Below are 25,340 nucleotides of genomic sequence, written 5' to 3'. Positions count from 1 at the left end.
CCGGTGCTTGTCCGGCCGCCGGGCGGCCCGTGCCGCCCGGCGGTCCGTTCACTGGTTGGCGGTCGCGCCGGCGTGCGCGCTGATCCCGGCCTCGGCCCGCTGGGCGGTCGCCGGGTCCTTCCACACGTGCACCCGCTGGGTGGGGCGTTCCTCCAGCCCGGAGATGCCGGCGGTCGCGCCGAGCGCCTCCGCGTACACCTGGTCGGCGTCGAGGCGGCGCAGCTCCTCGGCCAACTCGTCGCCGAGCGGGCGGCGGACCAGCGGCAGTGTCCGGTCCTGCTGGCCGGTACGCCGGAAGGTCGCCACGTTGTCGTCCCGGGTCAGGGTCAGCTGGTCGCCGTTGGCGCAGCGCAGCTGCACCTCGCGCATCCGCGGGAACTCGTCGGTGCGTACCCAGGCCGGGTCGATGTCGAGCCGCGACGCGAGCCAGCCGCGCATCAGCGCCGCCGTGGGATCGGACCCGGGCCCCACCACGGTCGCCTCGGTGACCTTGGCCTGGGCGGTGTCGAACGCCCCGGCCACCAGGGTGCGCCACGGGGTGATCCGGGTCCAGGCCAGGTCGGTGTCGCCCGGGGCGTAGTCCGCGGCCCGCTGCCGCAGCGCCGCGACCGGGTCGGCGGCCTGCGCCGAGTCGGTGATCCGCCGGTCGGCCACCACGCCGAGGAAGTCGGTCGCGATCTCCTCCGGCGGCTCGCCGTGCCACCAGGTCACCACCGGCACGTCCGGCACCAGCAGCGGCAGCACCACCGACTCGGCGTGCAGGGCGAGCCGGCCGTACATCCGCGTGACCACCGCCTCGCAAGGGCCGAGCCGGCCGCCGACGACGATCTCCGCGTCCAGGCGGTTGCGGTCCCGCTCGACGTCGGAGCGGACCACCACGAGCAGCCGGCACGGGTGGGCGGCGGCCGCTATGGTCGCCGCGGCCTCCGCCTCCCGGACCCGCTTCTCGTCCACCACCACGATCAGGCTGAGCGCCATGCCGCTGGCCACCCCGCCCGCGCTGCGCCGCTCGGCGGCGAGCGCCTTGACCACCTCGTTACCGGTGGTGTCCCACAGGCCGATCAACGGAACCTCCCGGTGTGCTCGGTCATGCCCGCCGCCAGGAGCGGTCGTCGCGGGCCAGCATCTCGTCCGCCGCCCGGGGCCCCCACTCGCCGGCCCGGTACGACTCCGGCTTGGTGCCCGCCCAGGCGTGCTCCAACGGGTCGATCACCTGCCAGCTCTGCTCCACCTCGGCGGCGTCCGGGAACAGCGTCCGGTCACCGATCAGCACGTCCAGCACCAGCCGCTCGTACGCCTCGGGGCTGGACTCGGTGAACGCCTCGCCGTACTGGAAGTCCATCGCGATGTCCCGGACCTCCATGGCGGTGCCCGGCACCTTGGAGCCGAACTTCAGCACCACACCCTCGTCCGGTTGCACCCGGATGACGAGCTGGTTGTTGCCGAGCGACTCCACGTCGGCCGGGTTGAACGGCAGGTGCGGCGCCTCCTTGAAGATGATCGCCACCTCGGTGACCCGCCGGGGCAGCCGCTTGCCGGCCCGGATGTAGAACGGCACCCCGGCCCAGCGCCGGTTCTGGATGCCCAGCTTCACCGCCACGTACGTCTCCGTGGTGGAGTCCGGCGGGACGCCCTTCTCCTCCAGGTAGCCGACCGCGCGTTCGCCGCCGACCCAGCCGGGCAGGTACTGGCCCCGGACGGTGTCCCGGGCCGCGTCCTTCGGCACCGTGATGGCCTTGAGCACCTTCAGCTTCTCGGTCCGGATCTCGTCGGCGTCGAAGCTGGTCGGCTCCTCCATGGCCACCAGGGCGAGGAGCTGGAGCAGGTGGTTCTGCAGCACGTCCCGGGCCGCCCCGGCCGAGTCGTAGAACCCGGCCCGGGTGCCGATGCCGACGTCCTCGGCCATGGTGATCTGCACCGAGTCGACGTACTTGCCGTTCCACAGCGGCTCGAAGAGGTTGTTGGCGAACCGCAGGGCGAGGATGTTCTGGACGGTCTCCTTGCCCAGGTAGTGGTCGATCCGGAAGACGTCCTGGCGGGTGAAGACGTCGTCGACCAGGTCGTTGAGCGCCTTCGCCGAGGGCAGGTCGTTGCCGAACGGCTTCTCCACCACCACCCGGCGCCAGCCACCCGACTTGGCGTTGTCCGCCATGCCGGTACGGGCGAGCTGCTTGAGCACGACGGGGAAGGCTGCCGGGGGGATGGAGAAGTAGAAGGCGGCGTTGCCGTCGATGCCGTGCGAGTCGCGCAGTTCGTCCAGGGTGGTGGCGAGCTGGTCGAACGCGGCGTCGTCGTCGAACGAGCCGCCGACGAACTTGATGTTGCCGGCCAGCCGCGCCCACACCTCCTCCCGCCACGGGGTGCGAGCGCCCTTCTTCGCCGCCTCGTAGGCCAGCGACTCGAAGTCGCCGTCGCCCCAGTCACGCCGGGCGAAGCCCAGGACCACGAAGCCGGGCGGCAGCAGCCCCCGGTTGGCCAGGTCGTAGACCGCCGGCAACAGCTTCTTGCGGGCCAGGTCACCGGTGACCCCGAAGATCACCAGAGCGCACGGCTCGGGGATCCGCGGCAGCCGCCGGTCCTGCGGGTCGCGCAGCGGGTTCATGCCGCCTCCTCGCTCCGCTGATGTCACGTCAATCATCGTCACGTCCCTGTCCGTCCGGCCGCATCCAGTAGCTGGGCGACGCCCGCCGCCCGCTCGGTCAGGTGCAGTCGCAGCACCGGCCGCCCCCGGCCGGTCAGGGCCTGCCGGTCACCGGCGGCCTGGGCCGCCTGCAGCGTCCCGAAGGTGTACGGGCGGCCGGGCACCGGCAGATCATCGTTGACCGCGCCGGTCACCTGAAGGTAGCTCCCGACCGGCCGGCCGCCCTTGTGGTACTGGCCGGTGGAGTGCAGGTAGCGCGGCCCCCACCCGAAGGTCACCGGGCGGCGGGTCGCCCGCGCCAGCACGGGTCGCAGCCCGGCCACCGCCGCGTCCCCACGGCGGTCCAGGTATGCCGTCACCGCCAGGAACCCGTCGTCGCCCAACCCGTCGAGGAGCCGGCGCAGCACCCCGGACAGGTCGGCCGGCGCGCCGGGCGGGGCGTACACCTCGATGGCGCCGTCGGTGAACGACGGCGCCTCCGCCGGCGGCCCGGCGGCGAGGATGCGTTCGGTGTTCTGCTTGCTCTCGGCGACGTCGGGCTGGTCGAACGGGTCGACCCCGAGCACCGCCCCGGCGATCGCGGTGGCGTACTCCCAGGTCAGGAAGTGGGCGCCGAGGGGTCCGTTGACCGCCACGTCCGCGCTGCCGGCACCGGGTGCCACCCCGGGGCCGAGCGCGCCGCCGTAGCTGACGGTGAGCACGTCCGGGCCGGCGGCGCCGGGAGCGTCCGGGGATTCCACCACCACCGGCAGCAGGCCCACGCCGGCCTTGCCGGTCGACTCGGCGAGCAGCTGCTCGGCCCAGTCGCCCAGCCCTTCGACGCCGGTGCCGTCGGAGGTCAGGGCGACCACGTCCCGGCCGGTGGTGGCCGCCGCGCCGAGGGCCGCGCCGAGCGCCAGGCCGGGGTTGTCCCGGTCCCGGCCCAGCGACTCGGCGAGCGCGTCGGCGTCGTCGAGCAGGTCGGTCACCGGTACCCCGGCCAGCGCCGCGGGGACCAGCCCGAACGCGGTGAGCGCCGAGTACCGGCCGCCCACCTCGGGGTCGGCGGGGATGGTGACCAGCCCCGCCTCCGCGGCGGTCGCCGCCAGCGGCGAGCCCGGGTCGGTGACCACCACGAAGTGCCGGGCCGCCTCCGCCTCGGTCATCCCGGCGTCCAGGAACGCCTGCCAGTACGCCCGCCGGTGGCTGTCGGTCTCCACGGTCGTGCCGGACTTGCTGGAGATCACCACCACGGTCCGCTCCAGCCGGTCGGCCAGGGCCGCCCGGACCTGCCCGGGGTCGGTGGTGTCCAGCACGGTCAGCGGGCGGCCGAGGGTGCGGGCGATCACCTCGGGCGCGAGCGACGAGCCGCCCATCCCGGCGAGCACCACGTGGTCGAGGTCGGCCAGTTCGTCCGTCAACTCGGCGAGCTGGGGGAGGAGCTCCCGGCTGCGGTGGTGGGTGTCCACCCAGCCGAGCCGTACCCGCGCCGTCGCCTCCGCGTCGGAGCCCCACAGGGTCGGATCCTTGGCGGCGAGCCGGGCCGGGACGTCCCGGGCGACCAGGTCCGCGCGCACCGACGCCGGCGCGGACCGGTCGACCGTGTCCGCACCGTGCACGGCAAGCCCGGCGGCGATGTCCGCCGGGCCGGCCAGCAGGTCGCTCACGGGGCCACCTCTGTTCGCGACGGAGTCACCCCACCCTGCGGGGGGACGACGGCGTGGCGTGTCCCGGGGCGGCGCCCCGGGACACGTCGCACGCCGTTCGTCACGCGTTGCCCCCGGCCCGCTCGGCGGCCGTCGCGCTGCCCTTGGCCGCCTTGCCCGGCCGCCCGCTGCCCTTGGCCGCCTCGGCGAGCGACTTCTTCACCCCGTCGAGCAGTTCCAGCCAGCTCGCCTCGAACTTCTCCACGCCCTCGCGCTCGAGGACGGCGACCACGTCGGCCAGGTCCACCCCGACCGCCTGCAGGTCGCTGAAGACCTTGCGGGCGTCGTCGTAGCAGCCGGTGACGGTGTCGCCCCGGACCTCGCCGTGGTCGGCGACGGCGTGGATGGTCGCCTCCGGCATGGTGTTCACCGTGCCGGGGGCGATCAGCTCCTCGACGTACATGACGTCCCGGTAGTCCGGGTTCTTCGTCGAGGTGGAGGCCCAGAGCGGGCGCTGCGGGTGCGCCCCGGCGTCGGCGAGGGCCTGCCACCGGTCGGAGGAGAACACCTCGCCGTACCGCTCGTAGGCGAGCCGGGCGTTGGCGATGGCGGCCTTGCCGCGCAGCGCCTTGGCCTGGTCGGAGCCGATCTTCTCCAGCCGCTTGTCCACCTCGCTGTCGACCCGGGAGACGAAGAACGACGCGACCGAGCCGATCTTGGACAGGTCGTGCCCGTTCGCCTTCGCCTGCTCCAGGCCGGCCAGGAAGGCCTCCATCACCTGCGAGTACCGGTCCAGGCTGAAGATCAGCGTGACGTTGACGCTGATCCCCTGGGCCAGGGTGGCGGTGATCGCCGGCAGGCCCGCCTCGGTGGCCGGGATCTTGATGAAGAGGTTGGGCCGGTCGATCAGCCACCACAGCGCCCCGGCCTCGGCGACGGTCCGCTCCGTCTCGTGGGCCAGCCGCGGGTCCACCTCGATCGAGACCCGGCCGTCGACCCCCGCGCTGGCGTCGTACGCGGGGCGCATCACGTCGCAGGCCCACCGCACGTCGTACGTGGTGAGCATGCGGACCGCCTCTTCGACGTCCACCCCACGGATGGCGAGGTCCTTAAGCTGCCAGTTGTACTCGTCCGCGTCGCTCAGCGCCTTCGCGAAGATGGTCGGGTTCGACGTCACCCCGACCAGGTGCTTCTCCCGACGGAGCTGGTCCAGCCCGCCGGAGCTCAGTCGTACCCGGGAAAGGTCGTCGAGCCAGATCGCCACACCCATGGCGCTCAGCTCGCCCAGCCGGTCCGTCATGCCGTCCACGCTCCCCTCAGTTGCCGGTTGGGTTACCGGTGATGTCGCCCACCCGGGTCAGTGCCGCGTGCGCGGCGGCCACGATCCGGTCGGGGGTGAACCCGAACTGCTCGAAGAGCACCGTGTGCGGGGCACTCGCCCCGTAGTGCTCCAGGCTCACGCTCTCGCCGCAGTCGCCGACGATCCCGCGCCAGGACATGGCGATACCCGCCTCCACGCTCACCCGTGCCTTTACCCCGCGTGGCAGGACCGACTCCCGGTAGGCCTCGTCCTGCGCGAAGAACCACTCCTGGCAGGGCATGGAGACGACCCGGGTGGGGGTGCCGTCCGCTTCCAGCCGCTCCCGGGCGGTCAGGCAGAGCTGCACCTCGGAGCCGGTGCCGACGAGGATCACCTGCGGCTTGCCGGTCGAGGCGTCGGCCAGCACGTAGCCGCCCTTGGTCACGCCCTCGGCGCCGGCCACGTCGGTGCGGTCCAGGGTCGGCAGCGGCTGGCGGCTGAGCGCCAGCGCGGTCGGCCGGTCGCCGTGCTCCAACGCCTGCCGCCACGCCCACGCGGTCTCGTTGGCGTCCGCCGGGCGGACCACGTCCAGGCCGGGGATGGCGCGCAGCGCGGTCAGGTGCTCCACCGGCTGGTGGGTCGGGCCGTCCTCGCCGAGGCCGATCGAGTCGTGCGTCCAGACGTAGACCACCGGCAGCTTCATCAGCGCGGCGAGCCGCACCGAGGGGCGCATGTAGTCGCTGAACACCAGGAACGTGCCGCCGTACGGGCGGGTGCCGCCGTGCAGGGCGATGCCGTTGAGGATCGCGCCCATGGCGTGCTCGCGGATGCCGAAGTGCAGGGTGCGCCCGTACTCGTGGCCCGGGAAGTCCTTCGTCGCGTGCACCGCGGGGATGAAGGACGGCTCGCCCTTCATGGTGGTGTTGTTGCTCTCCGCCAGGTCGGCCGAGCCGCCCCAGAGCTCGGGCAGCACCGGGGCGAGGGCCTCCAGGACCTTGCCGGAGGCGGCCCGGGTGGCGATGCCCTTGGCGTCCGCCGGGAAGGTCGGCAGCGCGTCGGCCCAGCCCTCGGGGAGTTTGCGGGCGGCCAGCCGGTCCCAGAGCGCCCTGCGCTCCGGGTTGGCCTTCGCCCACCCGTCGAACGCGGTGGTCCACGCGGCCTGGGCCGCGGCGCCCCGCGCCATCACCTGGCGGGCGTGGTCCAGCACCTCCTCGTCGACCTGGAAGGTCCGCTGCGGGTCGAAGCCGAGGATCTCCTTGGTGGCCTTCACCTCGTCGGCGCCGAGCGCCGAACCGTGGATCTTGCCGGTGTTCTTCTTGTTGGGCGCGGGCCAGCCGATGATGGTGCGCAGCGCGATGAAGGAGGGGCGGGCGGTCTCCGCCTTCGCGGCCAGCAGCGCCCGGTGCAGCGCCTCGACGTCCTCGTGGTAGTCGCCCTGGTCGGCGTCGCCGCGGCGCCAGTCCACCGTCTGCACGTGCCAGCCGTACGCCGCGTAGCGGGCCGCGACGTCCTCGCTCTTGGCGATGCGGGTGTCGTCCTCGATCGAGATCTCGTTGTCGTCGTAGATCACGCAGAGGTTGCCGAGCTGCTGGTGGCCGGCGAGGGCGCTGGCCTCGTGGCTGATGCCCTCCTCGATGTCACCGTCCGAGGCGATGCACCAGATGTCGTGGTCGAAGGGGGAGTCGCCGGCCTCCGACTCCGGGTCGAACAGGCCGCGCTCCCGGCGCGCCGCCATGGCCATGCCGACGGCGTTGCCGAGGCCCTGGCCGAGCGGGCCGGTGGTGGTCTCCACGCCGGGGGTGTGCCCGTGCTCGGGGTGACCCGGGGTGAGCGAGCCCCACTGGCGCAGCGCCTTGAGGTCGTCCAGGGACAGCGGGTAGCCGGAGAGGAAGAGCTGGATGTAGAGGGTCAGGCTGGAGTGCCCGGCGGAGAGGACGAACCGGTCCCGGCCGGGCCAGTTCGGGTCGGCCGGGTTGTGCCGCATGACCCGGTTGAAGAGCAGGTACGCAGCCGGGGCGAGGCTCATCGCCGTGCCCGGGTGGCCGTTGCCGGATTTCTCCACGGCGTCCATGGCCAGCACGCGGACCGTGTCGACGGCCCTGCGGTCAAGGTCGGACCAGTTGAGAGCGGGAAGCTCGGGTCGGTTGGCAGCCACGTTGGTTGTGCTCCTCGGCAGATGGGCGGAACCCTCACTGATGACCCTATCGAGCGGTCCTAAACGTACGCCCGGGGATCTCCGCATGCTCGTCTGTACTCCTCCGACCGGATCGGTCGTGCACCGCGGACTGTGACGGCCCGCACCGTTGTCGGGTCTCCGGGGCAGCCAAAACGACGACGCGTAGTCTGTGGGTCGGTGTGTGGACCCCGACGGGTCCGACCCGACCCCGACCTCCCCCGCCAAGCCGGAAGGTGGCAATCCGTGAGCATGATCACCGAGCGCCCCGTCAGCAAATCTGCCGGGCAGCCGCCGGTGGGCGCGGTGGCGGAGGCCTCGGCGGGCGCTCGGCGGGACGTGCGGGCCGTGGTGGCCGCGTACGTGGCCCTGACCAAGCCGCGGATCGTCGAGCTGCTGCTGGTCACCACCGTGCCGGCGATGATGCTCGCCGACGGGGGCCTGCCCTCGCTCTGGCTGATGGCCGTGGTCCTGGTCGGCGGCTCGCTCGCCGCCGGCGCGGCCAGCGTGCTCAACTGCTACATCGACCGGGACATCGACCAGTTGATGCGGCGCACCAAGCGCCGGCCGCTGCCCGCGCACACCGTGTCGCCGCGCAGCGCGTTGATCTTCGGTCTGGTGCTCGCCGTGATCTCGGTCGCGCTGATGGCCGTGTTCACCAACTGGCTGGCGGCCGGGCTCACCCTGGCCGCGATCGCCTACTACGACCTGGTCTACACGCTCTGGCTCAAGCGGACCACGGCGACCAACACCTTCTGGGGTGGTGCCTGCGGCGCCGCGCCGGTGCTGATCGGCTGGGCCGCGGTCACCGGGTCGTTGGCTCCCGCCGCGTGGGGCCTGTTCGCGGTGGTCTTCTTCTGGCAGATGCCGCACTTCTACGCGCTGGCGATCAAGTACAAGGCCGACTACGCGCGGGCCGGCATCCCGATGCTGCCCGTGGTGGCCTCGGTCCGTCGGGTGAACGCCGAGATCCTGATCTTCTCCTGGCTGACCCTGCTCTCCTCACTGGCCGTCTGGCCGCTCGGGATGAGCCCGATCTACGGGGTGACGGCACTGGTCGTGGGCGGTGTCTTCGTGGTCGAGGCGCACAAGCTCTGCCGCCGGGCGGCGCGGGGCGAGGCGGTCAAGCCGATGCGGCTGTTCCACTGGTCCACCACCTACCTGACCATCCTCTTCGTGGCCGTCGCGCTCGACGCCCTGCTCTGATCCGGCCGTCCCGGCGGGGACGCGGATCCCCCGGGTCGAGGATCTTTTCCAGAATTTTTTTCGGGGTTCGCCGGGTGGGTTCAACCGGGACAGACCCGGCCGATTCGGCCCGCCCGCTTCGCCCCTCCTTATCCGACATATCCGGGCGAAAAACCTGTGGTCTTCCTTAAACCCGTAGGTAATTGGCATCACAATTGGTTCATCGTTCTCGCACATGTGGGTGGAAGTCTGCTTAGGCTTCGCGTCATGGCAGATGGTTCCGATACGACGCTGACGGCTGAACAGACCGCCGAGCAGGCCCCAAACGGCCTGGTCGCCGGCATCAAGTCGTTCGCCGCCGGGCACGGCGGGGCGAAGGCGGTCATCGAGTACGTCGGCAAGCGCGGCGCGCGGATCGTCCTCGTGGGTGAGGACGGTGTGTGGGCCGACCAGTTCGCCGACGACACCGACGTCGCGCGGCAGGCCTGCGCCAAGGCCGGGGTCGCCGTCGAGAACGCCTGGGAGCGTGAACTGATGGACCAGATGCGTCCGAGCAACGACCTCTGGCGGTCGATGGCCCGGCGCACGATGGCTCGTTGATCGACAGATGACCCACCACTACCAGTCGACCCGGGGGGAACCCCGGGTCGCTCTCGTCACCTGCACCACACTGACCGACCTCGACCCGGACGACCGGCTCGTGCTCGCCCCGCTGGCCGCCCGTGGCATCACCGCCGAGGTGGTGGTCTGGGACGACCCGGCCGCCGACTGGTCGGCGTACGACCTGGTCGTGCTCCGCTCGCCGTGGGACTACGCGCTGCGCCGCGACGAGTTCGTCGCCTGGGCGCAGACCGTCCCGCGCCTGGTCAACCCGGCCGACGTGGTCGCCTGGAACACCGACAAGCGCTACCTGGCCGAGCTGTCCGCCGCCGGCGTGCCGACCGTCCCGACCACCTGGGTGGAGCCGGGGCGGGACTGGACGCCGCCCGCCGACACCGGCGAGTACGTGATCAAGCCGGCGGTCAGCGCCGGCAGCCAGGACACCGGCCGGTACGACCTGGCCGACCCGGAGCACCGGGAACTGGCCGTGGCGCACGTGCGGCGGCTCTCCGAGGCCGGCCGGGTCGCCATGGTCCAGCCGTACCTGGACGCGGTGGACACCGCCGGGGAGACTGCGCTGCTCTTCCTGGCCGGGCCCGGCGGCCTGGCGTTCAGCCACGCGATCCGCAAGGGTCCCATGCTGGTCGGCCCGGACCTGGGCGTCGCGGAGCTCTACAAGCGCGAGGAGATCGCTGCCCGGACGGCCACGCCCGAGCAACTCGCCGTGGCGGAGAAGACCCTGGCCGTGCTGCCCGGCGGCCCGGGGCGGCTGCTCTACGCCCGGGTGGACCTCATCCCGGGCCCGGACGGGTCGCCCGTCCTGGTCGAGTTGGAGCTCACCGAGCCCAGCCTGTTCATCGGGTACGCCGACGGTGCCCCCGACCGCCTCGCCGAGGCGATCGCCACCCACCTGAGCTGACCGTCTTCGGGTGCGTTTGTCGTCCCCACGGCGACGACAAACGCACCCGTTCCTTTTGTCGCCCCGCCCGCTGACGGGCCCCGCCGCCCCGCCCCGCTCGGCGCGGCCGAGATCCGCACAACTCCAGCGAAGTAGTGGCCACCACGCGCGCAGAGGCCACTACATCAGGGGAATTGCGCGGAACTTGAGCGCGGCGGCCAGGAAGGTGGGGCGGGTCAGGCGGCGGCGGTGGCGGGCTCGGGGGCCCGGGTGGGCTGCGGTGCCGGGGCGACCGGGCGGCGCTCCCGCGTCGACCAGAGCACGGCCAGGGTGGCCAGCAGCACCAGGCAGGAACCGAGCATGTGCGCGGCGACCAGCATCGCCGGCAGGTGGGTGAAGTACTGCACGAAGCCGATCAGGCCCTGACCCAGTTCGACGGCGACCAGCACCACGGCGGCCCGGGTGGCCCGCGCGGCCCCCACCGCGCGGAACGCGAAGACCAGCGCGACCGAGAGGCCGATCAGCAGGAAGACCCCGTCGGCGTGCACCTGCGAGATCGACTCCGGGTCGAGCCCGTTGCGCGCCGCGCCCTGGTCGCCGGCGTGCGGGCCGCTGCCGGTCACCCAGGTGCCGATCACCAGCACCGCCGCGCTCACCAGCGTGGTGAGCGCGGCCAGGGTGCGCAGCGGCGCCGGCACAGTGGGGGTCGCCGGGACGTCCGGCTCGCCGGTACGCCGCCAGAGGGCGTACGCGGCGGCGATCACCACCATCGAGGCGAGGAAGTGCAGCCCGACCACCCACGGGTTGAGGTTGGTCAGCACGGTGAACCCGCCGATCACCGCCTGGGCGGGGATGCCGAACAGCACGCCGACCGCGAGCGGCAGCAGCCCGCGCCGGCGGGGCCGCTGGGCCAGCACCGCGAGCACCACGGCGAGCGCGATGACGCCCACCGCGAAGGTGAGCAGCCGGTTGCCGAACTCGATCACCCCGTGCACGCCCATCTCCGGCGTGGTGGTGTAAGACTCGTCGGTGCACCGGGGCCAGGTGGGGCAGCCGAGACCGGAGGCGGTGAGCCGGACCGCCCCGCCGGTGACCACGATCGCCACGTTCGCGATGATCGAGGCGTACGCGAGGCGGCGCAGCAGCGCGGGGGAGACCGGGAACCGGACGGATGGCTTCACGGAGCGAATCCTACGCACCGTAGTGGTCCCCGATCGGGTGACTCCGGTACCCCGGTGTCGGGAATCACCGGGGTACCGGTTTGCAGGCCCCCCGCGAATTACGTAACGTTGCTGTTGTGAAAAACGCGGCGGCGCTCTCCGGGCAACCGCCGGCGACCGGGCAGGTCGCCGGCGACGGCCCCAGGTCGCGGCGCGGCGTCAGGCGCGCCGAGCTGGAGTCGTCGCAGGCCGCGTCCACCGATCTTTCCACCCGCGACCGGGTCACCCAGCTGCTGCTGGAGCAGGGCGCGACCACCGCCGCCCAGCTCGGCTCGGCGCTCGGGTTGAGCCCGGCGGCGATCCGCCGACACCTGGACGCGATGCTCGCCGACGGCGACGTGGTCGCCCGGGAGCAGGTCGTCCGGGGCAGCCGGGGGCGGGGTCGCCCGGCCAAGGTCTTCGCGCTGACCGAGTCGGCCCGGGTGCGTTGCGGCACCCACCACTACGACAACATGGCCACCGCCGCCCTGCGGTGGATCGCCCGCACCGGCGGCCCGGAGGCGGTCGAGGCGTTCGCCGCCGAGCAGGTCTCCGCGCTGGAGGCCCGCTGCCGGGCCGCCATGGAGGACGCCGGCGACGGCCCGCTCGCGCGGGCGGAGGCGCTCGCGGGGGCGCTCACCGCCGAGGGCTACGCTGCCAACGCGTCCACGATCGCCTCCGGCGGCCAGCTCTGCCAGCATCACTGCCCGGTGGCGCACGTGGCCGCCGAGTTTCCGCAGCTGTGCGAGGCCGAGACGGCGGTGATCTCCCGTCTGGTCGGCACCCACGTGCAGCGCCTGGCCACCATCGCACATGGCGACGGGGTGTGCACCACGCACATCCCGGCCCAGCCGCGTAAGTCCGGTAACACCGTCACCACTGTGAGGACAGATAGATGACCGAGCAGATCGTCCAGCCCCTGACCCAGGAGGAGCAGCTCGCCGCCCTCGGTCGCTACGAGTACGGCTGGGCCGACCCCGACGTCGCCGGGGCGTCCGCCCAGCGTGGCCTCAACGAGGCGGTGGTGCGGGACATCTCGGCCAAGAAGAACGAGCCGGCCTGGATGCTCGACCTGCGCCTGAAGGGCCTGCGGCTGTTCGAGCGCAAGCCGATGCCGGCCTGGGGCGCCGACCTCACCGGGATCGACTTCGACAACATCAAGTACTTCGTCCGGTCCACCGAGAAGCAGGCCGCCTCCTGGGAGGACCTGCCCGAGGACATCAAGAACACCTACGACAAGCTGGGCATCCCCGAGGCGGAGAAGCAGCGGCTGATCGCCGGTGTCGCGGCGCAGTACGAGTCCGAGGTCGTCTACCACAAGATCCGTGAGGACCTCGAGGAGCAGGGTGTCCTCTTCCTCGACACCGACACCGCACTGCGCGAGCACGAGGACCTGTTCAAGGAGTACTTCGGCACGGTCATCCCGGTCGGCGACAACAAGTTCGCCGCGCTGAACACCTCCGTCTGGTCCGGTGGCTCGTTCATCTACGTGCCGAAGGGCGTGCACGTGGAGATCCCGCTGCAGGCCTACTTCCGGATCAACACGGAGAACATGGGCCAGTTCGAGCGGACGCTGATCATCGTCGACGAGGGCGCGTACGTGCACTACGTCGAGGGCTGCACCGCGCCCATCTACTCCTCGGACTCGCTGCACAGCGCCGTGGTCGAGATCATCGTCAAGAAGAACGCGCGCTGCCGCTACACGACCATCCAGAACTGGTCGAACAACGTCTACAACCTGGTCACCAAGCGCGCCGTCTGCCACGAGGGCGCGACCATGGAGTGGATCGACGGCAACATCGGCTCCAAGGTCACCATGAAGTACCCGGCGGTCTACATGACCGGCGAGCACGCCAAGGGCGAGGTGCTCTCGGTGGCCATGGCCGGCGAGGGCCAGCACCAGGACGCCGGCGCCAAGATGGTGCACGCCGCGCCGCACACCTCCTCGACCATCGTGTCGAAGTCGATCGCCCGGGGCGGCGGCCGCACCTCGTACCGCGGCCTGGTGCAGGTGCTGGAGGGTTCGCACAGCAGCCGCAGCACGGTCAAGTGCGACGCGCTGCTGGTCGACACCATCTCCCGCTCGGACACCTACCCGTACGTCGACATCCGTGAGGACGACGTGTCGATGGGTCACGAGGCGACCGTCTCCAAGGTCAGCGAGGACCAGCTCTTCTACCTGATGAGCCGGGGCCTGAGCGAGGACGAGGCGATGGCGATGATCGTGCGCGGCTTCATCGAGCCGATCGCCAAGGAGCTGCCGATGGAGTACGCCCTGGAGCTCAACCGCCTGATCGAGCTCCAGATGGAGGGCGCGGTCGGCTGACCCCGGCCACCCCGACGAGTGCTCCGGGTCGCGGCGCGGCGGAAGACGCGCCGAGCCGGAGTGGTCGCCCGGCGGGCCGGTGACACCGGCCCGCCGGACCCAGCACGAAACACCGCCGTCGCAGAACAGCAAGGAAGAGATGACTACCCAGGCTTCCGCGCCGCCCGCCACCAAGTCGCAGGCGCTCCGCTCGTACGACGTCGCAGACTTCCCGGCCCTCACCGGCCTGGAGGAGGAGTGGCGTTTCACCCCGCTCAAGCGCCTGCGCGGCCTGGTTGAGGCGCAGGCCGCGACCGGCACGGTCCGCCACGAGTACGCCGACCTGCCGGAGGGCGTCACCGTCAGCCGGATCGGCAAGGACGACCCGCGGGTGGGCAGTGTGCTCACCCCGTTCGACCGGGTCAGCGCGCTGGCGTACGGCGGGGCCGAGCAGGCGCTGCTGGTGCAGGTCGCCCGGGACGCGGTGGTGACCGCGCCGGCGCGCCTGCGGGTGGTCGGCGAGGGCGCCGACAAGCTGGCTTTCGGCCACACCTTCGTCGAGGTGGGCCGGTTCGCCGAGGTGACCCTGGTGCTGGAGCACGCCGGCTCCGCCACCCTTGCCGACAACGTCGAGGTGGCGGTGGCCGACGGCGCGAAGCTGACCCTGGTCACCGTCGCCGACTGGGCCGACGACGCCGTCCAGGCGCAGCACCTCAAGGTGCGGCTGGGTCGCGACGCCAAGGTGATCCACGTGCAGGTGAGCCTCGGCGGCGACCTGGTCCGGCAGTACACCTCGGTGGAGTACGGCGACCGGGGCGGCGAGGCCGAGCTGTACGGCGTCTACTTCGCCGACTCCGGCCAGCACCTGGAGCACCGGCAGCTGGTCGACCACACGGTGCCGGACTGCCGCAGCTACGTCGGCTACCGGGGCGCCCTGCAGGGCGACAGCGCGCACACGGTCTGGGTCGGTGACGTGCTGATCCGGGCCGAGGCGACCGGCACCGACACCTACGAGATCAACCGGAACCTGCTGCTCACCGACGGCGCCCGGGCGGACTCCGTACCCAACCTCGAGATCGAGACCGGCGAGATCGCCGGCGCCGGCCACGCCAGCGCGACCGGCCGCTTCGACGACGAGCAGCTCTTCTACCTGATGGCCCGCGGCATCCCGGAGGAGGAGGCCCGCCGCCTGGTGGTCCGCGGCTTCTTCGCCGAGCTGATCAACAAGATCCCGGTCGAGGAGCTGCGCGAGCGGCTCGGCGACGCGATCGAGGCCCGCCTGACCAAGGCCGGCGCCTGATGATCAGGATCTGCGCGACCGAGGACGTGCCGAAGGGCACCGCGATCAGCGCCGACGTCGACGGCACCCAGATCGCGATCGTGCACGGCGAGGACGAAAACTTCTACGCCGTGTACGACGAGTGCTCGCACGCCGCGGTGGCCCTCTCCGAGGGCGAGATCGAGGGGTGCACGCTGGAATGCTGGCTGCACGGATCCCGTTTCGACCTGCGTACCGGTGAGCCGACCGGGCTGCCCGCGACCGAACCCGTTCCCGTCTATCCCGTCGAAGTCCGCGACGGCGACATCTACGTCAGCCTGACGCCGAGCAATGGAGTGACCCGATAATGAGCACCCTGGAGATCCGCGACCTGAAGGTGTCGGTCAAGCTGCCCGAGGGTGAGCTCAAGCCGATCCTGCACGGGGTCGACCTGACGGTGAGGTCGGGCGAGACCCACGCGATCATGGGCCCGAACGGCTCCGGCAAGTCGACCCTGGCGTACTCGATCGCCGGCCACCCCAAGTACGAGATCACCGGCGGTTCGGTGACCCTCGACGGCGAGGACGTGCTGGCCATGTCCGTCGACGAGCGGGCCCGCGTCGGCCTCTTCCTGGCCATGCAGTACCCGGTCGAGGTCCCCGGCGTCTCCGTCGCCAACTTCCTGCGTACCGCCAAGACCGCGATCGACGGCGAGGCGCCGAAGCTGCGCACCTGGGCCGGCGAGCTGCGCGGCGCCATGGAGAAGCTGCAGATGGACCCGGCGTTCGCCCAGCGCAACGTCAACGAGGGCTTCTCCGGCGGCGAGAAGAAGCGGCACGAGATCGTGCAGCTGGAGCTGCTCAAGCCGAAGATGGCGATCCTCGACGAGACCGACTCCGGCCTCGACGTGGACGCGCTGCGCGTGGTCAGCGAGGGCGTGAACCGGGTCCGCGACACCGGCGACACCGGCCTGCTGCTGATCACCCACTACACCCGGATCCTGCGCTACATCAAGCCCGACTTCGTGCACGTCTTCGTGGCCGGCCGGATCGTCGAGCAGGGCGGCCCGGAGCTGGCCGACAAGCTCGAGGAAGAGGGCTACGAGCGGTACGTCGCCGGGGCCGGTTCGGCGCGGGCCTGAGAGCCGGAAGGACCGCGGATATGACCACCATCGCCATCCCGCCGGGAATGCCGCAGTACGACGACGTGCCACGTTACGACGTGGACGCGGTGCGCGCCGACTTCCCGATCCTGGACCGGGAGATCAACGGGCACCGGCTGGTCTATCTCGACAGCGCCAACACCTCGCACAAGCCGCGGCAGGTGCTCGACGTGCTCGCCGAGCACTACGCGCGGCACAACGCCAACGTGTCGCGCTCGGTGCACACCCTGGGCACCGAGGCGACTGAGGCGTACGAGGGGGCCCGCGCGAAGATCGCCGCGTTCATCAACGCGCCGAGCGTGGACGAGGTGGTGTTCACCAAGAACTCCACCGAGGCGATCAACATCGTGGCGTACGCGTTCTCCAACGCCTCGGTGCGCGCCGACGCCGACCCACGCTTCCGGCTCGGCCCGGGCGACGAGATCGTGATCTCCGAGATGGAGCACCACTCGAACATCGTCCCGTGGCAGCTCCTGGCGGAGCGGACCGGCGCCACCCTGCGCTGGTTCCCGGTCACCGACCACGGCCGGCTCGACGAGTCCGGGCTGGCGGACCTGGTCACCGAGCGGACGAAGATCGTCTCGCTGGTGCACACCTCCAACATCCTGGGCACGGTCAACGCCACCGCGCGGATCACCCAGCGGGTTCGCGAGGTGGGCGCCCTGCTGCTGCTCGACTGCTCGCAGTCGGTGCCGCACATGCCGGTGGACGTGGTCGACTTCGACGCGGACTTCATCGTCTTCACCGGGCACAAGATGTGCGGCCCGACCGGCATCGGTGTGCTCTGGGGCCGGTCGGAGCTGCTCGCCGCGATGCCGCCGGTGCTCGGCGGCGGCTCGATGATCGAGACGGTGACGATGGCCCGGTCGACGTTCGCCGCGCCGCCGGCCCGGTTCGAGGCGGGCACCCCGCCGATCGCCGAGGCCGTCGCGCTCGGCGCGGCCGTGGACTACCTCAGCGGGATCGGCATGCGTGCCGTCCAGTGGCACGAGAAGGAGCTGACGGCGTACGCGCTGGACGCCCTCGCCACCGTGCCGGGGCTGCGCATCTTCGGCCCGAACGTGCCGGTCGGCCGGGGTGGGACGATCTCGTTCGCGCTCGGCGACGTGCACCCGCACGACGTCGGGCAGGTGCTCGACTCGCTCGGCGTGCAGGTCCGGGTGGGGCACCACTGCGCGAAGCCGGTGTGCACCCGGTTCGGGGTGCCGGCCATGACGCGCGCGTCGTTCTACCTGTACACCACGACGGAGGAGATCGACGCGCTGGTGGCCGGTCTCGAGCAGGTGCGGAAGGTGTTCGACTGATGCAGCTCGACCAGCTCTACCAGGAGATCATCCTGGACCACTACAAGCACCCGCACGGCCGTGGCCTGCGGGAGTCGGCGGACCCGGACGCCCGGGTCGGCGAGGCGCACCACGTCAACCCGACCTGCGGCGACGAGATCACCGTGCGGGTGACCACCGATGGCAAGGTGTTCACCGACATCTCGTACGACGGGATGGGCTGCTCGATCAGCCAGGCGTCGGCGAGCGTGCTGCACGAGCTGCTGCGTGGCCGGGCCGCGGACGACGCGGTCGTGGTGCACGAGGCGTTCGTGGCGTTGATGTCCGGGCGTGGCCAGGTCACGCCGGACGAGGAAGTGCTCGGTGACGGGGTGGCGTTCGCGGGTGTCGCGCGCTACCCGGCGCGGGTGAAGTGCGCGTTGCTGTCGTGGATGGCGTTCAAGGACGCCGCGGCACGCGCCGGGGTGGGCGTGAGCCCGACGGAGGTGAAGGCATGAGCAGCGACGAGACCACCACGCCGGAGGCCGGCGCCGTGGCGACCGACGGCGCGGCGACGCCGGCCACCGGCGGGGCCGCCCCGGCCGGCAAGGCCGCGATCGGCGACATCGAGGAGGCGATGAAGGACGTCGTCGACCCGGAGCTGGGCATCAACGTGGTCGACCTGGGCCTGGTGTACGGCGTCCACGTCGACGACGAGAACGTCGCCACCCTGGACATGACGCTGACCTCGGCGGCCTGCCCGCTCACCGACGTGATCGAGGACCAGGCCCGGCAGGCGCTGACCACCGGCCCGGGCGGCGGACTGGTCAACGACATCCGGATCAACTGGGTGTGGCTGCCGCCGTGGGGCCCTGACAAGATCACCGACGAGGGCCGGGACCAGCTCCGCTCCCTCGGCTTCAACGTCTGACCCGACCGATCACCGCTGTCGAGCGCGGCGCCCTCCGGGCGTCGCGCTCGACGCGTTTTCGCCGCCTGTCCGCCCGGCCCGCCAAGGTCACGCTCGATCCTGGATGTGGTGGCCTCGGGGCGATGACCAGGCCACTACATCCAGGAACTAGCGCGATCTCGAGTGCCGGGGGTGCGGGACGCGATGGAGTGCGGGGGCGGAAATCGGGTGGCGGAGCCGGCGGGGTGGACGCAGGATGGCGGGGTGATCGAGGCGTACCCGAAGCAGGTTCCTGTCCGCGCGGCGACCGTCGCGCGTCGACAGCGCACCGCGCCCGGGTCCGCCTCGACCCGCCTCCGACCGTCGTGAGCGGGGCGTTCCTCGCCGGCCTGGTCGCCGGCTACGGCGTCGCCATACCGGTCGGCGCGATCGCGATCCTCATCCTCGGGCTGAGCGCGCGTACCAGGTTCCGGGTCGGCGCGGCGGCCGCGCTCGGGGTGGCCACCGCCGACGGCCTCTACGCCGCGGTGGCGGCCCTCGGTGGCGCGGCGGTGGCCGGCTGGCTCGCGCCGTTCGGCGGGCCGCTGCGGTGGGTCGCCGCCGGGGTGCTGCTCGCCCTCGCCGGCCACGGGGCCTGGCGAGCGTTGCGCCCCGCTGTCCCGGCCCGGGCGGCCGTCGGGCGCGGTGGCCTGGACACCCCGGCGCGGGCGTTCACCGCGATCCTCGCGCTGACCCTGCTCAACCCGGCCACCGTGGTCTACTTCGCGGCCTTGATCCTCGGTCGCGGCGATGTGGGCGGTTCGGACCCGCGTGCCGCACTGCTCTTCGTCCTCGGGGCGTTCCTCGCCTCGGCCAGCTGGCAGTTGGTGATCGCCGGGGGTGGCACGCTGATCGGCCGGGCGCTCACCGGTGCGCGTGGGCGCCGGGTGACCGCGTTGCTGTCCAGCGCCATCATCGCGGCGCTCGCCGTCGCCACGCTCCCCGTCGCGTGATTACGGCCGACGATTGCCGACGGTGTGAAGGCTTCGAATCGGCAGACGGCTTGTCCGACAAACCGTTTGGAGGCATCCGAATCGCCTATCTCGCGGGCGGCGTTGCCGTTGGACGTCCCGTTAGGTTCGGGGGGTTTCGTTGGCGACCCGTTTCAGTGATGTTATCGATCATGGCGACGCAGACCCCCTGACGTCGATGTCGAGGTGGGGCAGGTTGAAGGTCTACCGCAGGTCGTGGGTGGATCACTCCGTCGACCCTGGTATCCGTGCCGGCATTGGCACGGCACCAGACGTCAAGCGTGGTGGGATTAGAGCCAAGTGACGCCAGCCAGATCGAGGGAGAGGCTGAATCTTCACAGTTGCCAGTGGATGGGCTCGACCCATGCATGCCGGCAAATTTTCGGTTTGTGAATTTGATTTGCATCAGACAAGGCCGGCAGACATTGCGTTATTAATCCGGTTAAATGGGGTCGGGGGTCCCGAATTGCCTGGCATTCGGCCGGGCGAATCCCAATAAACACCCGATATATGCGCTAAAGCGGGCACTCAACTGCAGGGGTATCAGCGCCCATAAGCCTCGTTTTTGGACTTTTTCCGGGGTCTTTGCGATCCATTCGCCGTCTTGCCTGCTGGGTTCAAGATCAGTACAGTCACTGCTGCTGCGAGTGGCGCTGCCAAGAGCTGTCGCCACTCGCAGCGTTGTGTCTAGTTGAAGCCCCTACCGGAGGTAACGTGACGAAATTCGGCGGAAGCCGCCAGAATTGGGATAGCGGCGGGAAGGTGTGGGATCGTGCGGCGGCGGCAGTGATTGGTGCGGTTGCTGTCGCGGTTGCCACGGCCTTGCCTGCTGCGCCGGCCTCAGCCAAGGTTTCTGCTGAGGAGCCGGTGACGGAGGTCATCGAGTTTGGCGCGGAGGAGGTGGATACTGTCGCCAGGCCCGGCCCGGATGGGAAATGGCGGGGCCGGGATCGGATGGATTCCTATCTAGACGACCAGGCTCGGGATGGACGCTTGGTGGATGACGCCATCGTTCGCTATGGATCGCTTCCCGACCCCTTCCGCGAAGACGAGAAAGTCGACATTGTCTGGGAGGGCGAGAACTCCCCAGAAAAGATTACCTACGGCGAGCGCTCGCAGGATGGCGAGAAGGTCACCGGGCTCGGAGTCGAGTTCCAGCCCGATGAGACCGCCGATGCGGCTGAAGTTGCCCCGAGCTCGGGCTATAACACAGCCTTCAACTACTCGAACATGGCGCGGCGGAGCAACGGTTGCACCACGAGTTGGTTCAAGCCTGGCTACTGGTCGTCGTGGGATCACAAGATTGTGTCCTGCTACGAAAAGTTCCAGCAGACGAACGGCGGGAGCACCGGTCAGAAGCATTGGATCTACAACAGGTGGGCGTTGTGGACGCCGGCTCCGGTTTCATACGCCGATGAGCGTCGGTACACGACTGACATGTATGTTGCTTCTCGACCGTGGAAGACGACCGCATCTCGGGTGGCTTCTCTGAACAAATGGATTCCGCCGGCGATGACGGAAAGCTGTTCTACGTTGGTCAACCTCGAGATCGGCGGGACCTACGGCGGAGCTACCGGTAAGATCACGATTCCTATCAACAAATGTAAGGAATTCCTTCAGAGGCCGAACACCACATCACGCACCATTGCTATGGACCTCTATGTTGATGGGCAAGGCAAGCGGACCGGGGACGCCCAGCTTCGGATGGATCATGCCGGCGACTTTACGTCGAGTGGTTCTACGGTGACGCCGTCGTGGGCCGACTACAACTACGTTGAAGTACAGTGGTGCACGTTCTTCGGAGCAGCGTGCGACCCGCCTACTGCATTCGCGGCGAAGGACAGCGGCTGGTGATGTTTGCAGGCCGGAATGCACGGCCTCGGTCTCGGGCGCTGCGGATTCACCGCAGCGCCCGAGGCGCCGGTCGAGCTATTGTCGCATTCTCAATTGTGGTTGCTACGGGTACGTTCGTCGCGGCGCTCTGGCCTCGGGGAAATGAACGGGTAACGGCAGGGATTGCGGCAACCGACGTTAAGATTACATGTGAGACGCAACGAACCCGTGAACCGTGCCGTGACATCGAGATCGGCGGACGGATCTGGCGATACGCGCTGTTGCCGGCAGAGCGTGCGACAGACAAAACGGTGATCGTTGATATTGGAGGACCCGGGAATGCGGTCCTTTCTGGTGGATCAAATCTCGGCGGTTATCGGAACGAATTTCCTGAACTTGGTCAGGACCACAATCTTCTCTTTCTAGAAGAGCCCTGGGTTACCGAGCGCTTGCCGCAGGAATGCAGCTCCGCACTTACAGAGTTTTATGTAGCGCTTCGTGGTGACCCGGCGGAGGCGCCTCGTAAGGGCGCAAGCCTGCGTGACGAATGCCAGTTGAGTTCGACCGCGCCATCCTGGGGATTCGACCCGAATTCGTATTCGAAACTAGTGGGCGCTATTCTTTCTCGCGAACAACTTCGCGTGACGGGGTTCATCGGACATTCCTGGGGTTCGGTGCGGTTGACGTATCTAAAACCTGAGGTGGTGGGTCCGTCACTCGACTTGGCATGGGCGGTCTTGGTTCGCCCGTTCCCGGTTGGTGTCAACGCAGCCCAACTCGTGAATTCACAGTCGTCGGTCATTGCCGGTCGAACGAAAGATGTATCGGCGAATGGCGCGAGCGAAGTTGAGGGCAGAAGCTTGCCGGTGACCTACTTCGACTATTTGTCGGCCGAGATTAGTCGAGGCTACCTTGATGACAACTCATTTGCCGACAGTGTGGCCGATATGGAGAAGTATCCCGACCAGTCCAGTCTCAAAACCATTGGGCGCCTCTCGGATGCGTATTGGAAGCGCTATGGTCGTACATCTATCTCGCCCGGCTACCTGGCATTGGTTCAAGAGACTTGTGCTGTCCTGGGGGGATGGACTGAGCCTTTCGGCGAGATCGCAAGTCCGCGTGATGTGCTTGCCGCTAGCTTCCTGCCTTGCGCCGAGCGTCAACCCATTACGGGCTCGGTGCGCCCGGGGAACGTCCAGACCTGCCTTGTCTCGTCGCCGCTAGACTCGGTAGTGCCTGAAAAGCTGATCAAGAGAGCGTATGGCGGTACAGCCTCAACCAACCTGGCTTGGCGAACTTCAACTCAACGGTCGCACTGGTCTGTCGATCAGTTGAAAGAGTGCCTGGCGGAAGTTCTAGAGGAGACGTAATGAACACCGAGACCGTTGTATATCTGGGGCTAGTCTTTGTCCTTCTGGCGGTGATCATCCGCGGTCTGGTCCTAGCCGTCCGCTCGGGCAGGCGTTCTGGCGCGCATGCGAGATTTGCCCTGTACGCCTGCCTTGCCTTCCTATCGGCATGGTCGGCGCTCGCTATGTGGCCGGTTTGGCACTTCGTCGAGCGAGTGATCACCGGCTCGACCATGGCGGTGGAGCATCCCGAGGTCCGCTTTGTGGCGGTTTCGCTTTTCCTGCTCCTTAACGCCGTCGGGTGTTTCCTGATGACTTCCGCAGCTCTGGAAAATCGAACTACTACTGCTCGCTGATGACTGCGCTGGGCTCGTAGGTCGAATCAGCCGTGGCGAATGCCCGGCGAGGGGCAGAAGTCGGAACCGGCGGCTGGGCTGACGCAGGGGGGCGGCGGCGATCGAGATGCGTCCGAAGCAGGTCCCTGTTTGTGTGGGGACCGCCGTGCGTCAACAGGGCGCCTCGCCGCGCTCTTGACCGACGTGAGTTCAACGCCGGTGCGGTCAGCTACTCGCAACAGCCCGCCCACCGCCCGGCGTTGGCCACCAACATTGAGCCCATCGTGATCATGCCGCTCACGACGGGTGCGAGGGCCCGGAGATCGATGAGGGAGAGGCTCCAGGTAGGACAGAACCGGGAGCCTCGCCGTGCTTTCTTGCCCCGCCATTATCCCGCTGTCCAGTCGAACCCTGAACCACCTCGCCGAGGGTGCTGCTCGCTGCAGCCGCCGACGACCTGGCTACTGCGATGGAGCATCCGCAAGCTGGCGTACGCGATCCTCGACGGCACGCCTGATCCCGACCGACCGTGTCGCCGACCAGAGGCCCCATTTAACACAAGCGGCACGGTGTGAACGTGCAGGTCATCGCCGATCCGGCAGTTCGTCGGATCTGGGCGTCGGCCGCGCTGCCCGGCGCCACCCATGACCTGAGCGCCGCCCGCGTTCACGGCATCACAGACGCCGTGACCGGGCCCCACCTGATGACGTTCGGGGACGCGGGCTACCAAGGAGCGGGCGGGAGCGTGCGCACGCCGTTCAAACGTCACCGGTACCGGTCGAGGCTGCCCTGCCGCCAGGAGGCCGTCAACCCTGCACCGCGTCGAGACCAGCCGCTACCCAGGATGAAAAGGGCTCACTACATCGCCACATCGCGACTCAAAACCGCAGCCTGAAACCTAACCCGCGTTCAGATTCTCGAACCCAAGAATCTAGAGAATTCTCGGCGCTGTGGTAAACCTTCTGGCCGGGTCCTCCGTCAAGGAAGTCATGGAGATCGGATCAGGTTCGGACGTCGACGAGTCCTTCGCGGCCTTCGTCGCCACGCGCTCCGGCCGGTTGGTGGCACACGCGTACCTGCTGTGCGGCGACGTCGAGCACGCCCGAGACATCGTTCAAGGCGTCCTCGTCCGGGCGTATCGACGTTGGAGCCGGATCGAACGCGACGACCCGTACGCGTACGTCGCCGCCGCAGTCGCCAACGCCGTGACGGATTGGTGGCGGATAGCCCACCGCCGCTACGAAGCGCCCACCGCCGCCCTGCCTGAACAAGTCGGCGAGGCCCCATTCGGCACGGTCGACGACCGGCAGGCGTTGCTCGCCGCGTTGCGGCAGCTGACCCGGCGGGAAAGGGCCGTCGTCGTCCTGCGCTATCTGGATGACCGCACCGAGGCCGACGTGGCCCACATGCTCCAGATGCGCGTCGGCACGGTCAAGGCCACCTGCCACAAAGCACTGCGCAAGCTGCGCCGGGAACTTCAGGACAAGCCGTTCGACGGTCTGCAGACCGCAGCGCGGGAAGGAAGCCAGAACCGATGAAGACCGATCGGGACCTGCACGAAGCGATGGACGCTATCGCCGCCACCGCCCCATCACTTGACGCTTCCACCATCCTGGCCCGAGGCAAGCAACACCGCAGCCGGCGACGGGCCCTGCTGGCGGCGGGTGCCACCGCCACGGTCATCCTCGGCTTCGGTGCCGCTCTGTCAAACCTTCCGCTGGCGTCACGTCAGCCGCACCCGGCAGCTGGCCCCACGGCCGCGGCGACGCCGTCTACCCCGGCATCGTCCTCCGCCGCGAGCCCGACTCCGACCACCGCGAGCCTGACTCCAGGCCTGGAGCCGGCGAAGCGTTTCACCAAACGCCGCGAGAAGCCATCCAACGGGGCATATGAGTCGGACATCGTCGACAAGTCGCTCCCGTCCGACTACCCGGGCAGTTCGTTACTGCGCCTCGTCCGGGACCCCCACATCGCGGCGCTGCCGGATCACGGCGTGGACGACGTCGCGCCGGAGCGCTTGCGCATCAACGGCGTCGAGGTTCGCATGTACCTCAGGGGCGGCAGCGAGGACATTCAGCAGGCGGAATGGGTCTACAACCGCACCTTTTACGTCCTGCTGTGGCGGCCGCAGCCAATTCCGTACGAGATTTCCGAATCGGACATCCGATGGATGATCGCCGCCTCCATTGATGGACGTTTCTGACCCATTTGGGGCTGTTTGGAACGGGCTGCTCCCTGAAGATCGCCTCGTCGCCGGAAATGGTGTAGCGTGATCTATGTCGCGGAACGGCGGAA

General features: G+C 69.6%; 23 protein-coding genes and 1 pseudogene. 18 read left to right on the top strand and 6 right to left on the bottom strand.

Annotated elements, in window-relative coordinates; genetic code table 11:
- Positions 1-48 precede the first annotated feature (48 nt).
- The 5 genes from ACFYML_RS32980 to tkt form a co-directional block, all read right to left on the bottom strand.
- Positions 49-1,065, bottom strand: a complete 1,017-nt coding sequence (locus tag ACFYML_RS32980; protein WP_387424359.1) for a glucose-6-phosphate dehydrogenase assembly protein OpcA — start codon at positions 1,063-1,065, stop codon at positions 49-51.
- Between the two features lie 22 nt (positions 1,066-1,087).
- The gene (gene zwf / locus ACFYML_RS32975) at positions 1,088-2,602 is read right to left on the bottom strand and encodes a glucose-6-phosphate dehydrogenase (RefSeq protein ID WP_387424358.1); all 1,515 of its coding nucleotides are present in this window, start codon (positions 2,600-2,602) and stop codon (positions 1,088-1,090) included.
- Between the two features lie 38 nt (positions 2,603-2,640).
- Entirely contained in the window at positions 2,641-4,287 is a 1,647-nt protein-coding gene (locus tag ACFYML_RS32970) for a glucose-6-phosphate isomerase (RefSeq protein ID WP_387424357.1), read from the bottom strand.
- Positions 4,288-4,387: 100 nt separating this feature from the next.
- The gene (gene tal, locus ACFYML_RS32965; protein WP_387424356.1) at positions 4,388-5,566 is read right to left on the bottom strand and encodes a transaldolase; all 1,179 of its coding nucleotides are present in this window, start codon (positions 5,564-5,566) and stop codon (positions 4,388-4,390) included.
- A 16-nt stretch (positions 5,567-5,582) separates the two neighbouring features.
- Positions 5,583-7,721, bottom strand: coding sequence for a transketolase (gene tkt, locus ACFYML_RS32960; RefSeq protein WP_387424355.1), 2,139 nt, complete (start codon positions 7,719-7,721; stop codon positions 5,583-5,585).
- 264 nt (positions 7,722-7,985) lie between these two features.
- On the opposite strand from tkt, the gene ACFYML_RS32955 reads away from it, so the two are divergent.
- The 3 genes from ACFYML_RS32955 (at position 7,986) to ACFYML_RS32945 (ending at position 10,443) form a co-directional block, all read left to right on the top strand.
- Positions 7,986-8,945 carry a heme o synthase gene (locus ACFYML_RS32955; RefSeq protein WP_387424354.1) on the top strand — a complete coding sequence of 320 codons (960 nt, stop codon included), beginning with the start codon at positions 7,986-7,988 and terminating at the stop codon, positions 8,943-8,945.
- A 246-nt stretch (positions 8,946-9,191) separates the two neighbouring features.
- Positions 9,192-9,524 carry a hypothetical protein gene (locus ACFYML_RS32950; protein ID WP_387424353.1) on the top strand — a complete coding sequence of 111 codons (333 nt, stop codon included), beginning with the start codon at positions 9,192-9,194 and terminating at the stop codon, positions 9,522-9,524.
- A gap of 7 nt (positions 9,525-9,531) precedes the next feature.
- Complete coding sequence (locus tag ACFYML_RS32945) at positions 9,532-10,443, top strand: RimK family alpha-L-glutamate ligase (protein ID WP_387424352.1); 912 nt, start codon at positions 9,532-9,534, stop codon at positions 10,441-10,443.
- Between the two features lie 215 nt (positions 10,444-10,658).
- Here ACFYML_RS32945 and ACFYML_RS32940 read toward each other — a convergent pair whose 3' ends face one another.
- Entirely contained in the window at positions 10,659-11,621 is a 963-nt protein-coding gene (locus tag ACFYML_RS32940) for a heme A synthase (protein ID WP_387424351.1), read from the bottom strand.
- Positions 11,622-11,719: 98 nt separating this feature from the next.
- Between ACFYML_RS32940 and ACFYML_RS32935 the strand changes: the two genes are divergently transcribed.
- The 15 genes and pseudogenes from ACFYML_RS32935 (at position 11,720) to ACFYML_RS32865 (ending at position 25,248) form a co-directional block, all read left to right on the top strand.
- A complete protein-coding gene (locus tag ACFYML_RS32935; protein WP_387424350.1) occupies positions 11,720-12,520 on the top strand; it encodes a helix-turn-helix transcriptional regulator in 801 nt (266 codons plus the stop codon).
- The gene (gene sufB / locus ACFYML_RS32930; protein WP_357445468.1) at positions 12,517-13,947 is read left to right on the top strand and encodes a Fe-S cluster assembly protein SufB; all 1,431 of its coding nucleotides are present in this window, start codon (positions 12,517-12,519) and stop codon (positions 13,945-13,947) included. The genes ACFYML_RS32935 and sufB overlap by 4 nt, the downstream gene beginning before the upstream one ends.
- 139 nt (positions 13,948-14,086) lie before the next feature.
- Complete coding sequence (gene sufD / locus ACFYML_RS32925) at positions 14,087-15,226, top strand: Fe-S cluster assembly protein SufD (protein WP_387424349.1); 1,140 nt, start codon at positions 14,087-14,089, stop codon at positions 15,224-15,226.
- Entirely contained in the window at positions 15,226-15,552 is a 327-nt protein-coding gene (locus ACFYML_RS32920) for a non-heme iron oxygenase ferredoxin subunit (RefSeq protein ID WP_387424348.1), read from the top strand. The genes sufD and ACFYML_RS32920 overlap by 1 nt, the downstream gene beginning before the upstream one ends.
- Entirely contained in the window at positions 15,552-16,325 is a 774-nt protein-coding gene (gene sufC / locus ACFYML_RS32915) for a Fe-S cluster assembly ATPase SufC (protein ID WP_387424347.1), read from the top strand. Before ACFYML_RS32920 ends, sufC begins: the two co-directional genes overlap by 1 nt.
- Positions 16,326-16,345: 20 nt before the next feature.
- A complete protein-coding gene (locus ACFYML_RS32910; protein WP_387424346.1) occupies positions 16,346-17,650 on the top strand; it encodes a cysteine desulfurase in 1,305 nt (434 codons plus the stop codon).
- Positions 17,650-18,126 carry a Fe-S cluster assembly sulfur transfer protein SufU gene (gene sufU, locus ACFYML_RS32905; protein ID WP_387424345.1) on the top strand — a complete coding sequence of 159 codons (477 nt, stop codon included), beginning with the start codon at positions 17,650-17,652 and terminating at the stop codon, positions 18,124-18,126. Before ACFYML_RS32910 ends, sufU begins: the two co-directional genes overlap by 1 nt.
- Positions 18,123-18,539, top strand: coding sequence for a metal-sulfur cluster assembly factor (locus tag ACFYML_RS32900; protein ID WP_387424344.1), 417 nt, complete (start codon positions 18,123-18,125; stop codon positions 18,537-18,539). Before sufU ends, ACFYML_RS32900 begins: the two co-directional genes overlap by 4 nt.
- 344 nt (positions 18,540-18,883) lie before the next feature.
- Positions 18,884-19,510, top strand: a complete 627-nt coding sequence (locus ACFYML_RS32895) for a LysE family transporter (protein WP_387424343.1) — start codon at positions 18,884-18,886, stop codon at positions 19,508-19,510.
- 732 nt (positions 19,511-20,242) lie between these two features.
- A complete protein-coding gene (locus ACFYML_RS32890; RefSeq protein ID WP_387424342.1) occupies positions 20,243-21,382 on the top strand; it encodes a hypothetical protein in 1,140 nt (379 codons plus the stop codon).
- Positions 21,383-21,672: 290 nt separating this feature from the next.
- The gene (locus ACFYML_RS32885) at positions 21,673-22,731 is read left to right on the top strand and encodes a hypothetical protein (RefSeq protein WP_387424341.1); all 1,059 of its coding nucleotides are present in this window, start codon (positions 21,673-21,675) and stop codon (positions 22,729-22,731) included.
- Positions 22,731-23,066, top strand: a complete 336-nt coding sequence (locus ACFYML_RS32880; protein WP_387424340.1) for a hypothetical protein — start codon at positions 22,731-22,733, stop codon at positions 23,064-23,066. The genes ACFYML_RS32885 and ACFYML_RS32880 overlap by 1 nt, the downstream gene beginning before the upstream one ends.
- Before the next feature lie 412 nt (positions 23,067-23,478).
- Positions 23,479-23,871, top strand: a pseudogene (locus ACFYML_RS32875) (transposase family protein); the annotation flags it as partial.
- Between the two features lie 163 nt (positions 23,872-24,034).
- Positions 24,035-24,583 (top strand): SigE family RNA polymerase sigma factor, encoded by a 549-nt coding sequence (locus ACFYML_RS32870; protein ID WP_387424339.1) that lies wholly within the window; start codon positions 24,035-24,037, stop codon positions 24,581-24,583.
- Positions 24,580-25,248, top strand: coding sequence for a hypothetical protein (locus ACFYML_RS32865; protein WP_387424338.1), 669 nt, complete (start codon positions 24,580-24,582; stop codon positions 25,246-25,248). Before ACFYML_RS32870 ends, ACFYML_RS32865 begins: the two co-directional genes overlap by 4 nt.
- Positions 25,249-25,340: the final 92 nt, after the last annotated feature.

Source organism: Micromonospora sp. NPDC007230, from assembly GCF_042869115.1.
Taxonomy (GTDB): Bacteria; Actinomycetota; Actinomycetes; order Mycobacteriales; family Micromonosporaceae; genus Micromonospora.
Note: the sequence above shows the minus strand (reverse complement) of the source record. Positions and strands in the feature narration are given on the sequence as shown.